Raw genomic sequence first — 18,806 nt, forward strand, 5'->3', positions numbered from 1 at the left:
AAAGTGATTTTATATATTCTATGCAATTTTGTGTTTTAGCCACTTTGTTCCTCTTAATCTTAAGCAATATAAAGTCCCTCTAACAAGCCAATCAGTATACATACCTATCCAAATTCCTAACACTCCAAATTCTAATACAACCCCCAATACGTAACCTGTAAAAATTCTAAAAATCCACATACCTATTACAGCAGTCATCATTGTATATCGAGTATCACCAGCTCCTTTTAGACCTGCTGACAATACAAAGGATATAGGCCATATTACCATAGCTAAACAATCACTTCGAATTAGTTGTGTTGATATATCAATTACATTAGCATTTTGAGTATACATACTTGAAATCCAAGGTGCAATTGGTATAAATATAGCCCCTACTACAAATAAACAAATAGTTGCAAATTTAGTTAAATATAATAAAGTACTCTTAGCTCCCTTAATATCTCCACGTCCTATATATTGACCAACCAAAGTTGTAGCAGACAAAGCTAAAGCATTCCCAATCACATTTATGATAGACGCAATTGACATTCCTATCGCATTGGATGCAATCGCTGATGTTCCCATAGTAACTATAAATACTTGAACAATCAATTTACCTGCATTAAAAAGTAGTTGCTCAACTCCTGCTGGTATCCCTATATTAAATATGGATTTTTGAGTTTCAACATCAATCTTAAATGGAAATATTTTACCTATAGATATTAATTCGTTTCCTTTAAATAAAGCTCTTACAATGACTATACATCCAATTATTCTGGCTATAGCTATAGACATAGCTGCACCAGTTATACCATAAGATGGTGTTTGTAGATTTATTCCTAGGGGATTTAAATCAATGCCATATATAAGTATATATCCTAATGTTATATTTACTATATTCATAAACATAGTAACATACATAGGTTTCTTTACATCTCCACATCCCCTTAGAATACCATTTGCTATTTGTTGTGTTGCAATAAATGGATACGTAAATAATGTAAACTCTATGTATAATTTTGCATTTGATTTTACCAATTCTTCTGCTGAACCATAAAATAAATTAATTACACCAATTCTAAAAACCCACATTAATATTGTTATTGTAAATGATAGTATTACTCCAGATACTAGAGCTTGCTTGATAGTTTCATTCACCTTTTCACTATCCCTTTTACCTATCTGTTGAGCTACAACAACAGTTGCCCCAACAGATAGTGCAGCAAATACAGATATAAATATATTGTTTATTGAATCAACCATTCCAACTGCAGATACAGCTTCTTCCCCAATATGACCCGCCATCATCGTATTAAATACCCCTAGAAGCATGACAAATGTCTGCTCTATCATTATAGGAATTGCTAATTTTATAACATTTTTCCTTATAAACATACTTCTCCCTCTTTTCCCCACTTATATAGATTTAGTTTTTAGTTAGTTTATCAAACTGTAATTTGGTATTTTAAAATTTAGAATTATATTGTTAACATCATAATATACTGTGTTCAAATAACATTATTCTTGTTTAATATCACTTGAACACAGTACATCTTTATAATTATTTTATGTTTATTATTTTTTATGGATACTAGATTTTAAATATTTATATATTTAAACTAAGCAATTGCTATAACTAACTATTATAAAAGATAGCTATATTTCGTTAATATTACATCATCATTGTATAATAATAATAAGTACATGCTATATGTTTATCCAAATTTTGATTACACAAATCCATATAAAATATAATATAAAATACAGAATCTTACAATATAAATGTAACAAAATTAAATCAATTTAAATATTGTATCTTATAGACTATTTTTAGGATGTGATACTTTGGTTAATTTGAATGCAAATAAATTAAACGTAAACATGGTTTATCCTGTTTCTGCTACAGCTCCTATACGTTTTAGAAGATACACTGTTTCATACTCAGAAAATACTAGCAATATTTATTTAACTATAGCAACCTACTTCGATACACTTAGTATAGGAACAGTAAGTATTGATAAAGTTTATGGTCAATGGGCTTGGGTTATTGATAATATATATGATTTAAATCTATTCGTTTTTGTTGGAAACTATCCTTATGAAATTGCTAGAAATAGATATGAATCTTTTGTTAATGTTCTTCCAATTGCGATTACTTCCATTATAAATGGAGATAGGATATTCTTAATTTCTAACTTTTATCTATTAAACTCAAAAATTACAGTTAGATTTATATCTAGTCATCCTACACTTAATAGAACCGTAGATTATGGCAGTATTAGAAATTTCGTTTTGTAACATTGCAACATGATGTACTATTTAAAGCAATATCACAAACTAAATGTATTATTAAACTATAGTAATGTTATTAATCAGTACATCATGAGTAATGTTATTAATCAGTACATCATGTTTATCTGTTACAATTTTATCACATTTTCTTATTTAAGATAAATTTTATATTTTTAGCAATTAAGATTTCTATTTACTTATTTTCTCTGTTCTAAATCCTATCTCTTTATTGGCTAATCTATAGCCTTCTTGTATCATTTCTTCTCTTGTCAACGCATTACCTAATAAATTATCAATACTAAGTTGTTTTCTATCACTAAAATACTTGTCTAATAATGATTCCTCTATGTCTTCTTGAGTCGCTAGATACCCCTCATGCATTATATATTTTACATCAAAGCCTTCTTTATTCAGTACCTTCCCCAGCAAAATACTTCTATGACATCGTATAGGCTCTTGCATTGCTCCCAATAAAACTATTTTATATCCCATCTGACATCCCTTTTTCAATCTTTCTATCCCTTTTAAGAAAATATCTTCTTCAATTACCTTTTCAAAATCTGCATAGCCTTCTTCTGTATATACATCTTTATTGATTCTTTTTGCTCCAAACTCCTTGCCCATGTATACATATACAAATCCAGACTTTTTCAGTGATTCATTGAATGCCTCTCTATTATACTGAATATTATATTTAGAATATGGAGTTTCTCTAATGTCAACTACACAATTTATGTCATGTTTTTTTATCATATCAATAAGCTTATCATATGGATAATTTGAATGTCCTATCGCGAATATTTCCATATAAATACCTCCTATTCTTTAAAATTAGTATCTATATATGTAGATACCCGATTTATTTAATATTAAATGAAGTATTACTTTAAAAATACTTAATATCTTTTTTACTTGATATCCTTAACAAAAATATATAACTTTATATATAAAATATCAATATTTATATATATTTTGTATATTAAATACAGTTATTTATAAAATTTTTAATAAAAAACTTATAAACAAGACATTTATAGCATACTCTAAAAATAAAAAAAGAAGGGACTGTCTAAAAATAGAGATAAGCTTCTTTTTCATTGTTGAAATGATAAAAATATACTTGATTTCATACAAAAAAGAGTGTCTCATGAACTAAAAAGCTCATTTTGAGACACCACCTTCTTTTTTTATTCTTATTTATACTTTGTAAACCTATTATAATGTGCGTTTCACTGGTATCTGAACTTCTGTTAACCAATCGTCTTCATTTTCTTTATTCCATATGCCATCTATATAAGACTCTCTAGGATTTCCAATCACTTCATATTTATTATCTTGTATCCACTTAAATGCATCTGCATAAGTTTTTCCTAATGTTGAATATGAACCATTGTGTAATATACAAACTGCATTTTCAACTTCATCTAGCTCTTTAAACTTTAATATATCTGTATCTTCCTTTAAATCATTTATAGCCTGACACATCTCAACATCCATATCAGTCTCTCTATATTCACCATCATGATATATATTGAAACAATAATCTGGAACTGCACATGTACACTCTGTCTTCATCATTTCTTCTGCCATTACATTTGGAAATAGATTGAAAAGCTCATCATACCCCTTTAACACTTTTCTCATAGAAGCAACTTTAACTTTTGGTAAAGACTTAATAATTACATCATTCATATTGACTTCTCCTTTCAAATTCATAAAATAATTACGTAGTTTAATGAGCTTATATTCTTCACTTTTGATTACATCCAATATTTCTTTTTCTTTATTCATTAAAATATTTTCAACCTCTTCAGGATTTTCCACAGCTTCTTTTATCTCAGCTAATGATAAACCCATTTGCTTTAAAGTTATTATCTGATGTAATTTAGGTAATTGCTCTGTTGTATAGTACCTATATTTTGTAAACTCATCTACATATTCTGGTTTTAACAAACCTATATCTTCATAGTACCTTAACGTCTTTGTAGTTATTTTATTTATTTTAGAAAACATTCCTATAGAAAACATCTCATCACCTGCGCATTAGATTTGATTAATTTAAGTTTATACCTTACCCTTAGGTTAAAGTCAATACAAAATAAATTATAATTGTATTAATTCTTCAATTCTATCTCCACTTAATACCAATGTATCTCCTGTTTTTATAACAGTTGAACCTTTAGGTACTAAAACCTGCTCCTTTCGTTTTATCATAACTATTAATATGTCTTCTGGTATATTAGAATCCATTATACTCTTATTTACCCACTTGCTACTATCATCAACATTTATTTCTATAAGTTTAGAGCTAATTTCTCCATCATAATCATTAAACGTTTTCAATACAGGTGTATTATCATCAACTAAATCCAGCTTTTTGGCTACAGTTGGTATTAATGTTCCTTGTATTCCTACTGAAAGTAATGCTATAAAAAATATTATATGGAATATATCATTCTCTATGATTACACCCTGAGTGACTGCATAAATCGCAAAAACTACTGAAGCAGCACCTCTAAGACCTACCCATGATATGAATAATTTTTCTTTATTTGAAAATTTAAATTTTGCTAGAATTATAAATGTTGCTAATGGTCTTGCAATAACTATCATGAATATAGATATGGTCATTGCTATACCAAATACATTTGGTAGCTTGGAAGGGAAAGATAACAATCCTAACATAAAGAATAACATTATTTGCATAATCCATGAAATTCCGTCAAAGAAATGAACCAAACTTTTTTTATGAGGTATCTTACTATTTCCTATAATAATACCTGAAATATACACACTTAAGTATCCATTTCCTCCAAGATACTCACTAAATGCATAAGAAAGTATTGCAATAGCTGTTATAAATATAGTATAGAATCCTTCTATCTCAAAGTTTGAATTTCTTAAAATATAAACAGACAATTTTGCTAGTATAAATCCTATAGCTAGCCCAAAAACTATTTGCTTTATTACCATTGGCACAATAAGTTCCACTCCAGAATTATTCATCAATGTCAAAAGAATTAGTGTCAACATATAAGCTATTGGGTCATTACTTCCACTTTCGACTTCCAATAATGAAGCAAGAGAACCTTTTAAATTTAGTTTTCGAGAACGCAATACAGCAAATACAGATGCAGCATCTGTTGAAGCTGCAATTGCTCCAATTAATAAGCCCTCAAGTAAACTAGTTCCTACTACCATATGACAAAATATACCTGTGACCCCAGCTGTAATTATTACACCTAGCGACGACATTAGTATAGAAGGTACTGCAACAGGTTTAGCCATATTCCAGTTTGTTCCAAATCCTCCAAAGAACATTATAAATATTAGTCCAATGGAGCATAATTGTTTTGTTAATTCATAGTTGTCAAAATAAATTCCTACCATACCATCAGACCCAAACAACATCCCTAATAAGATAAAAATTAATAATATTGGTACTCCAAATTTATATAATACCTTGCTCGAGGTTATACAAATCAATAGCACTAAACCACTTATAATCATCAATTCTGTCATAGCATCAACTCCATTTCATATAAATTTTATAGATTAAAATATATCTACAATTTTATTACTTGTTCAAATATAACATGACATAGGTTTTATAAGTTGTGGTGCAAAAAGTACAATTAAAATTTGATAATACACTAAAATATAAGTATTGTACTCAAGTTTATATATTTATTTTAATCATATTCATTTAATATTCAAAATTTGAATTTTTTTTCATTAATATTTCATTTTTCAGTTGATTATTTAATATATTTCATGCTCCTATAGTGATTTTATAGATACTCTGAAATATATAATATTTAGATAAGTAATAAGAAACTAACATACAATGTTAGGCACTTTAGATATGAAATCTTCAAAAACTTCATACATTGAAATATGTCTTTATATATATTATTTTATATTTGTTATAAATTATTGTCAATTTATTTTTCTTAAAAATAAAAAAATTGCATAATTTTTTTCAAACCATGCAACTCATAATATTTAATACCAAAACTCTTTTATCCCTTCTATTATCTTACTATAAAGCAATAAAGTAGCTTCGATTATCGATTTATTTGTTTTCTCTAAGTAATATTCAATCATATAATATCCATAAGCATTTTCTACTTCTTTATGCAAAACTTAAAAAGGACTATGAAGGTTAAATATCATAGTCCTCATTAAGTTTAAATATTATCTATTATATATTTTTATCATTTATATACTACAATCTAGCAGATTTACTACAATAATTCACATTAGTTTATACTAAAGGAGCTTCTATTTGAGTAGTAAAAAGGAATTTATGACAGTGACCATCATTAACAGTAGTGTTTCCAGATACTAAGTGAATGTGTTTATCAGTTCCAGGTATTCTAATTGCTGGACCTGTTGTAACACATATCTTATGAAAATGGTCAAGAAAATCTACATTATCATTTATTTTATGAACATGATTTGTACCACCATTTATTGGTATAACTTCACCAGTAACTCCTGCTGCACGGTGGTTATGTCTATCATCACATTCTTCTGCTAACTTAACACTTTGTGAATATTCATGAACATGCGTCATTTCCTCATAATCATTATAGCACTTGTTGCATTTATTATATTTATAATCATCATATACATAATCTCTTTCACATTTATAATTTTGATAACTCATTTTTATATCTCTCCCTATTATATTATATTAAGAAATTCTTCTAAAGAATCTCTAATATATAGTATGAATTAAAGTCAAAAAAGTTCATATTTTGTAAAATTATGTATTAATTTAATTATTTCCCCCAATATTTAGGATGTACTAGTGAAGCTGGCAACTTCGTATTAGAATCTCCTTTTGCAGTATTAACTTGTAATTGTGTTAAAAATATACTATTCTCAAGATTAGCACCTCTAATATCACAATCTCTTAAATCTGCTCCTATTAAATTTGCTCCACTCAAATCTGTATCCTTTAAATTTGCCGCTATTAGAAATCGCCCTTTTAAATCTGCTCCTATTAGATTTGTTTTTCTAAGATCTACTCCTATTAAATCTATATTTTTGCTTAATTTTTTCATATTTTTAAAAGTAGAAGTTTTGATAAATGATTTAACTTTTCTCATCACAGGCTCACTAGCTTGTGATAATAACGAATTAACCTTTGCTCTATGTGGTGTGATATACAAATCAATTAGCTGTTCTGGACTCATATTGGTTATTTTTTCAGTTTCTTCAATTATTAAATCAGTTTTTGATTTGATTGTATCTGATATATTTAATATAGATGCTTCTTTAAGGTACCATAACATTTCATGTAGCTGTCTCATAATTAAAAATACTTCAGACATTTGATTTGCTAATTCTGGTGATTGCATCCAGTCTATACCCTTATATGTTACTTGTGCTACTTTTTGACCTGAACCAAAGCAATCGTATGCAGTACAGCCTTTAAAACCTCGCTTTATAAGATTATTATGTAAAGAGCATTTAAAATCTGATTGCAAATTAATACAGGGTTTTCCTGATTCCTTGTCAATAAGAAATCTATCTGAAACAGAAAAATAAAGAGCTACACAACAAAGTCCGAAACACTTCTTACAGTCAATTTTTAACTCATCAAATAACTTATTATTGTATATATTTTTATGTATATTTATCATATTTTTTCTCCTTTTAAGCTTTACTTTTTATACTATATTGTCTATAACTAAGTTACAAGCAAATCTCTTATTTAATATTTCTTATTATTAATTATAATTTAAGGTATTATTTATTCCAATAGTATACATAAGTTTCTTGATATTTGTAACAATAGTACAAAAAACTATATTCTCTCCTATACAAATAAGATTAACTTATTTGTATAGGAGAGAATATTTATGGAGCCATTAATACATAAAAATAAAGATTATAATTTTTTTGTTTTAGATACTATTTTTAGATTTTTTATTACATAAAATTTCTTTTGAGCCTCTATGATATCATATTATACTTATATTTACAAACTACTCATTTATTTAATATTTAAATTCTATTTTGAGTATCTTTAAATTTGATTTAGTTGTAATCTCTTTCTAATATTTAGTTGATATTATTACAACTTTATAACTCTATCTGCCTGCTTTGATAACTCTAAGTCATGGGTTACAAATACAATAGTTTTACCATTCTTATTTAGGCTTTTAAGTATATCAAATACTATGTCTCTATTTTTTTTATCTAAATTACCTGTGGGTTCATCTGCAAATATTACTTCGCACTCTTTTAATATTACTCTTGCTAACGCCACTCTTTGTTGTTCTCCTCCACTCAACTCGTATATCTTTTTTTATTATATTCTTTAAGACCTACAGACTCAAGTGCGTAATTTATTTTTTCATCGTGGTTGATATTCTTTTGATACTTTAAAGCAACTTTCAAGTTACTTTCAACATTTTCATTTTCAATTAAGGCATAATTTTGAAATAGATAACCATAAAAATCCCTTTGTAAAATTCTTATTTGTTTACTATTTGGATTTTTTATATTATTTATTATAACATCACCAGAATTAGGTTTTTCTAATAATCCCATTATATTAAGTAAAGTTGTCTTACCTGAGCCACTATTTCCTGTTATCGCTATAAATTCTCCCTTAGAAATTTCTAGGTTAAATTCGTCTATTATAGATTTATCTTTAAATTTTTTCGATATATTTATTAATGAAATCATCTTTTTAATGTTCTCCTTTTATAATTTTATTGAATGAACTATTTGAGATAATCTTGTCTAATATAATAGATATAATTACTTCTACAACCAATATTAGAAGTCCAAATAAGATAATGTTGTTACTTAAATCTACTATTGTTGATATAATGCTCATTGGAATGATATTTGTTAATATTAATGAGATTATTAACAATATACTTCTAGATGTAGTCGAATAACCAAATATTTTTTTAATATATAACTTATATTTATTTCTTTCATAGTAACTAGCTACTATATTGTAGGTAATCATTAAGTTTGATATTGCTATTATTATTATAGTAAAAATCTCACTATTTAAATATTTTTCTAATTTATTTATTTCTAAACCATACTCATTGTAAACAGCATATAAACTTTTAATATACGCTTCTACATCTTGAGCTTCAATAATGTTACCTATATCTACAAAAGCATCTAATTTCTTAGAATTAAAATAGACACATCTAGATATATAAGAAAGATAAAAAGAATCATCAATATTATCTATGTCAATTATTGCTATTGGGTCATCAATGAGATTTCTATTGTCATCCATAACAAATGAGTTATAAGTAAAATAGCTTTGATTATTACCTACATATATTATGTTAACATTTAAATCTGCTTTCTTTGTTTTATTTAAATCTCTATTTAGCTTCTCATTATACATATTTTCTACTTCTATTTTTTCAAAATAAAATAATTCTCTAAATTCTTTTTTAATCTCATTTTCATGTACTTGTAATTTTTTAGGAACTAATAAATTTATAGTCTTATCGTCATAATTGATTAAATTAAATATTTCTTTACCATTTAAGTAAATAGGGTTAACTTTAAGATAGTTTTTATTTATCTTTATATTTTTACCATATTGACTTACTTCTGGGTTTTTGCCCTTTGAGTTTATTTCATACATGTAACTTCCATTTTCAAGTTTTTCAAAATTAGTTGTATCAATTAAGAAAGCATCTTTTTCTTCTACTAAACTTTTATAAAAGCCTTTAATCTTAGCATTTTTAATTACTTCTTCCTTTCCTAAAGATGGTTCGCCTGTATCTTTAAGAGTAAGATTATAAACATTTTTTGCCTTATCCCACTCAGATAGATTACCTAATTGAGTTTGTAGTATTGTAGCCAAGAAGCAAAGAATAATTAATATTAAATCTCTAACTATTGAAGGATTTAAGTATAAATTTGAATTAACATATCTATCATGTAGTCTTGCTACAAAAATACTTCTGTCTACATTTAACTCTTTTAATATTTTATTTATTGTATCTTCATTTTGAGTTGAAATATATAAGATTCCTGATTCTCCAACTTCACTTATTTTATCAAAATCTCTAATCAAAATTGATATGTTTTTACTCATAGTTGAGAATTTACCTACTTGATTACCATTATTAGTGTTTATATTACTAATAAATTCATTTGAATTAACACTAGGGAATTCTCATGATTTTAACTTTATATTGTTATCCAAACTTGTATCAGTCGTATATATAGATAATTTTTCATTATTATTAAAAACATACTTTGATATAGTCACATCATTTTCATCTGCAATATCTTTAATCCACTTACTATAATTTTTATCTAACTTTTTATAATCTTTAAACATTACAGATATACTTGTTGTATCATTATACAAAATATTATTAATTTCATTATCTTTAACTATATTCAGACCTAATAAAGATACTATTAATAGTTCAATTGTAAATAATACATATATTATCTTTTTTAATTATAGCTCCTCTCCTAATTGTTTTCATTTTAAAAGCAAAATACATTTTACCTTAATTAAAGTATAGTATTTTACACCTCTTATAAACAACTACTATATTGTCACATTCTAAATGACAAGTATCTATTTTGTCATAAAGATAAAAATAACCTTAAAACAGTTAATTTTTTATAATCAAATGTTTTAAGGTTATTTTTTATTTCTACCAAACAATATTTCAATAGTAATACAAAATTAGTATAATTCATTAATATAAATTCTAGTATTTTCAGCAATTAACTAAAATAATATTTTATTTAAAACGAAATTTAATTTAGGTTCAATATAATCTTTACTTTACGATTAAATCATGCTAATACATAGATATGCTTCTTTTTGATTCCATGTAACGGATATCTTATGAATATCTATAGAATCAAGGTAACAAGGTTGTCCAATTTGGAATTCAGAATATGTATTTTTAAATTTTTTATTTATATATAATAAAAAATTATTTTCTCTATCAATAACACAAACACACTGGTCAATATTATCTAAAATATTCCGATATTGCTGCATCTCTTGATTAAATTTATTATTTTTTTTACGTTGCAAAAACATTGATATAATCTGAGAAATCAATGATAATGTACTTATTTCTTCTTGTGACCATAGACGTAACCCTGTACATTCATCAAATCCAACAAATCCACTGAAAGCTTTGCCTTCTTTATATGCACATTGAAGTGTAGAATGGATACCTTGACTGGAGAATAATTCTTCTAGTTTAGGGCTTAACATGTGGATATCTCGACAGTAGAAAACTAAATCATCCCCAAAAAGCCTTTCATAATCTTTATAGTCCTGATAGTTTTTATTTTGCAAGCAATCCATTTGAGGAGAAATTCCTTCATTACACCATTCAAAAGTGTTAGAAGTATATCGACCATCATCTGTATTTTCAAAAATATAAGCACGACTTACATTAAAATGTTTTCCAACAAGTTCAAGTATCATATTAATCGTCTGGTCTATGTCATCTGTCTGATAAAGCATACGGAATATATAACGTGTAAAATTATCAGGACATTCAACATATTGTTTTTCTGAATCAATAACTGTACCAAGAGAAGAGTGATTAAAGTCCTCTAATTCTTTAAAAGAATCATGGTTGTAGATTACATAATTGTTTTTGCCTAATTTTTTTGCCTGATATAGAGCTTTATCAGCTCTTGTATACATTTCCTTGAATGTTCTACCATCTTTTGGATATATAGCTATCCCAATACTGCAAGTTACTTTTAAAGAACTTTTCTCTTTCTGAAATAGATGACGGAACATATACAATAATTCTTCTGCTTTCTTTTCTGCATCTTCGACTGAAGAAATATTCTTCATAAAAATCGTAAACTCATCTCCACCTATTCTTCCAACAATATCACTGTCACACATTATTTTTTTCATGCCTGATGCCATCTCGGTAAGCACTATATCTCCAATCATATGCCCTTCTGTATCATTAATATGTTTAAAATTATCTGTATCAATCATAAATAGTGCACCCATCGTATTTAAAGATTCTTCAAAATATTTCTTAATCTGTTTTTCGGTTTCAACACGATTATAGATTCCTGTTAATGCATCTTTCTCTGATATATACTGTAATTTCTCAATCTGTTTTCTTTCCTTTGTAATATCAATACCTATACTATAAAAAGACGGTATTCCATCCCAACTGTCTTCTCCACTCATATAACACAATGTAACAGTCCATATACGTTCTTCCTTTGAACGCGTATATATTCTTGCTTCAAATACAATGTTATCTCCAGATTTCTTTAAATCTTGTGCCATATTCTTACTACGCTTATAATCATCAGAAAATAAATATCCACATTGATTATTAAGTTCCTGTGCAAACTGTTCCTTTGTATATTCAATCATGTTCAGAAATATATCATTATACCAAAGTATAGTAAGACAATCTCTTGCATCTACTCGAACCATTCCTGCTGGAATAGTTTTCAAAATTGCTTCTCTTTCCTGATCTTTTTTTGCTAATTTGTATTCAGCACTATACATATCATAAGATAATTCTATACGAGCTCTATGTCCTTGCCAATTCAACATACGGTTTTTAATCATAAATGTTCGTTTCAGTTTTTTATTATAAAATTCCCATTCATATGTGTTATCTTTTTTTAAATATGAGTTTGTACAAAACGGACATGGCGAAGTTCTACCTTGAATTACCTCATAACACTTTCTTCCAAGCAGTTTATTTGCTGATACCTGTAAGGTATTACATGATTGTTTATTTAAGTATAGTAATTCATATGTATCCATATCACTAATATAAACATTTCCAGCATACTCTGACATCATCCACTCAAAATTATCTGTACTCTCTTTTTCCATCTCCCATAGTTCATCTTGCTTTATTTTTAACTCATTAATATTTGAATACAATATATAGACTATTGCTTTTTCATTCTCCTGTGATTCACTTAATATGCCATTCATTATTACCCAAACTGGGTCTCCATTATTTACTGAAATACAAATTTGATATTCTATACTCTTTTTGCCATGATGATAAGCCTCTAAAAAATGATTTTTCATAGATTCAAAATAATAAAGATTCTGTTCATAATAATCCCTTAAACTAGAAAATTTAAGCAAAAATTCTTCTTCTGTATATCCCAACAATTGATAAAAGGCTGTATTTCCCCATATTATTGTAAATGAATCATCTAAAAAATGTTTACTGACTCCTATACTCATGGATTTTAGCATATCTTCTGAAATAACCTCACCCTTTATCGCTTGTTCTTTTTCACACACTCGATGTAATCCAATGTCTTCTTTCATCGTTTTGATTATCCTCCTATCTTTAGACCCGCTTTTAACACACTCTACTTTTTAGTATAATGATAAGAGTGAATCGTCAACGTGTATAAATTTATTTCATTTAAAATGATTTTTTGTTTAAAATTCAATTTTCACACCTTTGCTAAATTTCTCCCTCTAAAACATGTAGTAATTTTTTTGATGCCCTATTCATCCTTTAATATCTTAATTATCGCATCCTATTCACTTAAATCCATATTTAACTTTTCTTCTAAAAATACATTCTTTTTTCATATTTACTAAAAATCGCCTTCTTTTAATGAAATTATATCATAACTTAGGTTTTAAATCAGTTCTTTTCTAAATAGAATTACTGAAATTATATGCAATATAATAGAAAGGTACACAGCTTTACATATGAATAATACTAATTTATAAATTTAATATGTTATTATGGAACTGACAAAACTTAATATTAATTATAAATTTTGAGAAAATATGTATCACATATACAATTAAATTTTATAATGTTTAAACTAAAAGGTATTTATCCAACATTTCATTGTTAATGTCTTATTTTATTAAAGTATAGTAATTTTCATTTATACTATATACTAATAAATAAAAACTCTACTTCTTACTTATGATATAATTCTCTGTTTCATTTTTTAAAGTAATTACTTCACTAAAAATAACCATATAAGCAATTATCTTATATGGTATAATAAGTCACTGATTTGAAATACTCCACCCTACTCACGTTGACGATGGGGTATTTTACCTATCTTTAATAAATTTAATAAAATCTTTTTCTCTTTGACTCAATTTATAATTATCTAATATGGCATAACCTATTCCTATGGTTTCATTACAATCTTCTAACTTTATATATATAAATTTATTATCTTGTTCATTAATCCCTGAAAAATAAGTAGTTATACCTAGATAATTATTGTCTAATATTGCATCTGAAAAACTACCTCTATCTGAAACTAAAAGTAAATCTGGATGGTTTCTTATACCTATCATCTCTAGATATATCAAAAATTCACTTTTATCATAAACCACATACGGATTACTTTTTAAATCTGATATCGTAATTGAATCATTTGCTGCTAAAGGATGGCTTCTTGACATAATTACATGAGGATGCAAATTTTCATATATACTCCAACACTTTAGGTGATATTTCTTAGCAATATTCCAATATTTGTTCTTTTTATTAGTAGCATAGGAAAATAACCCTAACCTAATCTTATTATCTATCAATGCTTTAAAGATTTCTATTGGGCTCATTTCATAGACTTTATCTTGTAAATCTGTAGGTTTAAACTTTTTAAATTTTAAAAAACATTTTGTAAAAAATAAAGAGTAAACCATACCTATTGATAGCCCTTCTTCATTCTTCTTATTTATATTTTTTATATTTTCAATTCCTATTAAAATTTTTTTCACTTCATTTATAAAAAGCTCGCCTTTTTCAGTTAATTCTATACCAGTATTTGTCCTCCTAAAAATTAAAAACCCTACTTCTTCTTCTATTTTTTTTATAATACCACTTAAGTATGGTTGTGACACAAAATTTTTTTCTGCTGCTTTACTAATAGAGCCTATATTTGCAACTTCAACTAAATATTGAAAATAATTTAAATTCATCATATCCCCCTAAATTAGTATATATTATAAATTGATATAACCGTTTCCTTATACCTCATGTTTTTTTGCTAATACTGATTGATAAATTCAATATGCTATCATAAAGCTAACACAACTTAGTACTAATTACAAGTTTTAGATAATGTATAATTAAATTTTACAATCTTTAAAAGGAGAGATACGTATGTCAGATATGTTTATGAATCTAGCAAAACAGTTTGAAAATGAGATTATTAGTTGGAGAAGATATTTTCATAGAAATCCAGAAATAGGTATGTCACTTCCCAATACAGTCAACTTTATTCAAAAAAAATTAGAAGAATTTAATATTGAATATAAAGTTGGTTGTAATGGATCTTCAATAATAGGTTTAATAGGTAATAAGAATAATAGAAAATGTATATTAATTCGTAGTGATATGGATGCGCTTCCAGTGATAGAACAGACAGAGTTGGAGTTTAAATCAAATAACAATTATATGCATGCATGTGGACACGATGCTCATACTGCAATGCTTTTGGGAGCTGCTAAAATTCTAAAGCTTAAAGAAAATGAACTTGAGGGTTCAGTAAAATTAATGTTTCAACCAGGAGAAGAAGTTTTTGCAGGAGCAAAAGCTATGATTTCAGAAGGAATTCTTGAAAATCCAAAAGTAGATTCAGCATTTGGCATACATGTAGTGCCTAATATGCCAAATAAAGCTATAGTTTATGGTAAAGAGTTTATGTCTTCTTGTTATGGATTTAAGATTACTATTAAAGGAAAAGGCGGTCATGGGTCTCAACCAGAAAATTGTATAGACCCTATCAATACAGGTGTTCATATATACTTAGCTCTTCAAGAACTTATTAGTAGAGAGTGTCCACCTCAAGAATTAGCAACTCTAACTTTAGGTCAGTTTAAATCAGGTGAAGTATGTAATGTCATCCCTAATGATGCAATTTTACAAGGTACACTTCGTACATTTTCTCCAACAACAAGGGATTTATTAATAAAACGTATTAATGAGGTTGTACAAAGTGTCTCTACAACTTATCGCTGTAGTGCAGATATTGAAGTTTTATCAAATGTACCTGCTCTAATATGTAATGATGAATTAAATAAAAAATTCATATCTCATATCTATGAGTTAGACAAAAACATTAGAATTTCAGAATTTAATCATACCATGGGTTCTGAAGATTTTGCTTATATTTCTGAGAAAGTTCCTACATGTTTTATGTACTTAGGTGCCGGTGTAGAAGATACTTCTAAATGGTATGTTTCCCATAATCCCAAAGTAATGTTCAACGACAATTGTCTTGCTCTGGGTTCAGCTATATATGCTCAATGTGCATATCAATGGCTAAAAAATATGAATAAGGAGAGTTTATAGCATGGAAAACACAGTTAAAAATAATAAAATATTTTATGGATGGTGGATTCTACTATCATGTACTATAGTAATGGCTTTAGGGTATGCTCCTATTGTCAGCTTGGCAAGCTTATTTATAAAACCTATAACTGAAGACCTTGGTTTTACTAGAAGTGCTTACACTCTATCTACTGCTATAATTTCATTAATGTGCATGTTTATGGCATCTATCACAGGAAAACTTATGTCTACTAAACATATGCACTTAATTCATGTTATCTGTGTGGCAGGGCTTTCTATATTTTATGGATTATATTCATTAGCAACATCAATTTTCCACTTTTATATAGTCTCATTCTTTATTGGGCTTTTTACTTATGGCGCAACTAAAATGCCTGTATCCATATTAATTTCTAACTGGTTTTATGAAAAAAGAGGTCTTGCTCTAAGCATTGCAATGGCTGGTACTTCTATTGGTGGAACACTACTTAGCCCTGTAGTAGTTAAGTTGATTACTAATTATGGATGGAGACAAACTTATGTCTATCTTGCAATTATCATGTTTTTAATTATGGTTCCTGCTACAATATTTATTGTTCGTCAATTTCCTTCTTGCAAAGGTTTGCAACCTTATGGATATGATAAACATCAAGATAACACTAACAAAAGTATTATAAAAAATGAATGGAATATCTCTCTTAAAGAAGCAAAAAAGTTACCAATATTTTGGACTTTCACATTTGGTGTTACTTTAATATTGCTTACTGGATGTATTCTTGGTCATATTCCAGCATACTTAGAAGACAGTGGATATAGCCCTTCTTTAATAGCATCAATAGTGTCTACTTATTTATTTATAGCAATATGGGGTAAAGTTATATTAGGGCATATATTTGATAAATTAGGCTCTAAGGCAGGAGTATTATTAGGTAATATTTGTTTTATACTATCTATAGTTTGTTTACTTTTTATAGAATTTAAACCAATGCTTTATTTAATGGCATTCTTCTTTGGAATTGGAACTTGTATAGGTACAGTAACTACCCCTATTTTAACAAGTAGAATATTTGGTACAAAACATTATCCAGAGATATATGGTTTTGTGGCCTCTTGCACTTGTATAGGTTCAATTATAGGCACACCAGCTATTGCAAGTATATTTGACTTAATGGGTTCTTACAAGATGGCTTGGATTATTTTAATAATTCTATCTATAATTATGACTTTAGCATTAGTTTATAGTATCAATGAAGGTCATAAATATAGTCTAAAATATGTTTCACAACAAACAATAAAGTAATTTTATAAATAAAATATTTATATTTTGTGCTTACCTACAAACTCATAAGTAAAATTAATAAAAATAAAGCTATGTAAAACGTTCATTTTATCATAGCTTTATTTTTAATTATTATACTTAGTCTCTATATACGCAATATAGTTTATATTTTTATAATTTTCTTATAAAATTTTATGAACCATTAGTTACTGTAAAGTATAAAAGCCATATATATTAAATGACCTCAATACATTAAATCCTTTATTAGATACAATACAGTCCCAATATTAAACTTCTCTTATATTTTTAATGATTTCACGAATCTTTCTAGCATTTTGAGTAATATCCTCAACACTACCTTTGGTTAATAACCCACCAAAGCCACATACATCAACCCCATTTTCTAACCATACATGTAAGTTATCAAGATTAATTCCACCACTTGCCAAAACTGGCATATCAGGTATTGGTGTTTTGAATACTTTCACTAATTTAGGTCCATAGAAATCTGATATTGGAAAAGCCTTGATAAAGGCAGCTCCTAAACTCAATGCATCTACTGCTTCAGTCAATGATGTACATGCTGGAGCATAAGGAATCTGATATCTATTACAAATTTTTGCTACACCTTCATTGTAATTGGGTGCAATAATAAACTGAGCACCATGTAAAATAGCATGACGAGCTGTTTCACTATCCAAAACTGTTCCTGCTCCTACACAAAGTCCTTCACCATACTTTTTACTAAGACCTTGAATGATTTCTCCAGCATTATTCAAGGTATAACTCATTTCTATAACCGTTATACCACCATTAATACAACCTTCAGCAATTTCACATGCACGATTAAATGTTTCTTCCCTTACAATTGCAAGGGCTCCACATTCCCCCATCCTTTTGGTTATATTCATCTTTTTCATATCATTCACCTCTATATTCAT

The 18,806-nt window shown here is 27.3% G+C and carries 12 protein-coding genes and 3 pseudogenes; 3 read left to right on the forward strand and 12 right to left on the reverse strand.

Annotated features, from left to right (window positions below; genetic code table 11):
• Positions 1-18: 18 nt before the first annotated feature.
• Entirely contained in the window at positions 19-1,377 is a 1,359-nt protein-coding gene (locus JJC02_17595) for an MATE family efflux transporter (protein UDN54645.1), read from the reverse strand.
• A gap of 450 nt (positions 1,378-1,827) precedes the next feature.
• On the opposite strand from JJC02_17595, the gene JJC02_17600 reads away from it, so the two are divergent.
• Positions 1,828-2,280: a hypothetical protein gene (locus JJC02_17600; GenBank protein ID UDN54646.1), complete on the forward strand. Its 453-nt coding sequence runs from the start codon at positions 1,828-1,830 to the stop codon at positions 2,278-2,280.
• 183 nt (positions 2,281-2,463) lie between these two features.
• On the opposite strand, the gene JJC02_17605 is transcribed toward JJC02_17600, so the two are convergent.
• The 10 genes and pseudogenes from JJC02_17605 to JJC02_17650 form a co-directional block, all read right to left on the reverse strand.
• Positions 2,464-3,081, reverse strand: coding sequence for a DUF488 domain-containing protein (locus JJC02_17605; GenBank protein UDN54647.1), 618 nt, complete (start codon positions 3,079-3,081; stop codon positions 2,464-2,466).
• A gap of 408 nt (positions 3,082-3,489) precedes the next feature.
• The gene (locus tag JJC02_17610) at positions 3,490-4,302 is read right to left on the reverse strand and encodes a MerR family transcriptional regulator (protein UDN54648.1); all 813 of its coding nucleotides are present in this window, start codon (positions 4,300-4,302) and stop codon (positions 3,490-3,492) included.
• 75 nt (positions 4,303-4,377) lie between these two features.
• Positions 4,378-5,796 (reverse strand): potassium/proton antiporter, encoded by a 1,419-nt coding sequence (locus JJC02_17615; protein UDN54649.1) that lies wholly within the window; start codon positions 5,794-5,796, stop codon positions 4,378-4,380.
• A gap of 483 nt (positions 5,797-6,279) precedes the next feature.
• Positions 6,280-6,396 (reverse strand): annotated as a pseudogene (locus JJC02_17620) (Zn-dependent protease).
• Positions 6,397-6,541: 145 nt separating this feature from the next.
• The gene (locus JJC02_17625) at positions 6,542-6,946 is read right to left on the reverse strand and encodes a YmaF family protein (protein ID UDN54650.1); all 405 of its coding nucleotides are present in this window, start codon (positions 6,944-6,946) and stop codon (positions 6,542-6,544) included.
• A 115-nt stretch (positions 6,947-7,061) separates the two neighbouring features.
• Positions 7,062-7,928 carry a pentapeptide repeat-containing protein gene (locus JJC02_17630; protein UDN54651.1) on the reverse strand — a complete coding sequence of 289 codons (867 nt, stop codon included), beginning with the start codon at positions 7,926-7,928 and terminating at the stop codon, positions 7,062-7,064.
• A 434-nt stretch (positions 7,929-8,362) separates the two neighbouring features.
• Positions 8,363-8,979: pseudogene (locus JJC02_17635) on the reverse strand (ABC transporter ATP-binding protein).
• A gap of 4 nt (positions 8,980-8,983) precedes the next feature.
• Positions 8,984-10,738, reverse strand: a pseudogene (locus tag JJC02_17640) (DUF1430 domain-containing protein).
• Positions 10,739-11,089: 351 nt separating this feature from the next.
• The gene (locus tag JJC02_17645; GenBank protein UDN54652.1) at positions 11,090-13,597 is read right to left on the reverse strand and encodes a sensor domain-containing diguanylate cyclase; all 2,508 of its coding nucleotides are present in this window, start codon (positions 13,595-13,597) and stop codon (positions 11,090-11,092) included.
• Between the two features lie 756 nt (positions 13,598-14,353).
• Entirely contained in the window at positions 14,354-15,232 is an 879-nt protein-coding gene (locus JJC02_17650) for a LysR family transcriptional regulator (protein ID UDN54653.1), read from the reverse strand.
• A 184-nt stretch (positions 15,233-15,416) separates the two neighbouring features.
• On the opposite strand from JJC02_17650, the gene JJC02_17655 reads away from it, so the two are divergent.
• Entirely contained in the window at positions 15,417-16,607 is a 1,191-nt protein-coding gene (locus tag JJC02_17655) for an amidohydrolase (GenBank protein ID UDN54654.1), read from the forward strand.
• A gap of 1 nt (position 16,608) precedes the next feature.
• Positions 16,609-17,886: an MFS transporter gene (locus JJC02_17660; protein ID UDN54655.1), complete on the forward strand. Its 1,278-nt coding sequence runs from the start codon at positions 16,609-16,611 to the stop codon at positions 17,884-17,886.
• Positions 17,887-18,152: 266 nt separating this feature from the next.
• Here JJC02_17660 and JJC02_17665 read toward each other — a convergent pair whose 3' ends face one another.
• Entirely contained in the window at positions 18,153-18,785 is a 633-nt protein-coding gene (locus tag JJC02_17665) for a ketohydroxyglutarate aldolase (GenBank protein UDN54656.1), read from the reverse strand.
• Positions 18,786-18,806 lie beyond the last annotated feature (21 nt).

Source organism: Clostridioides sp. ES-S-0054-01, assembly GCA_021561035.1.
Taxonomy (GTDB): domain Bacteria; phylum Bacillota; class Clostridia; order Peptostreptococcales; family Peptostreptococcaceae; genus Clostridioides.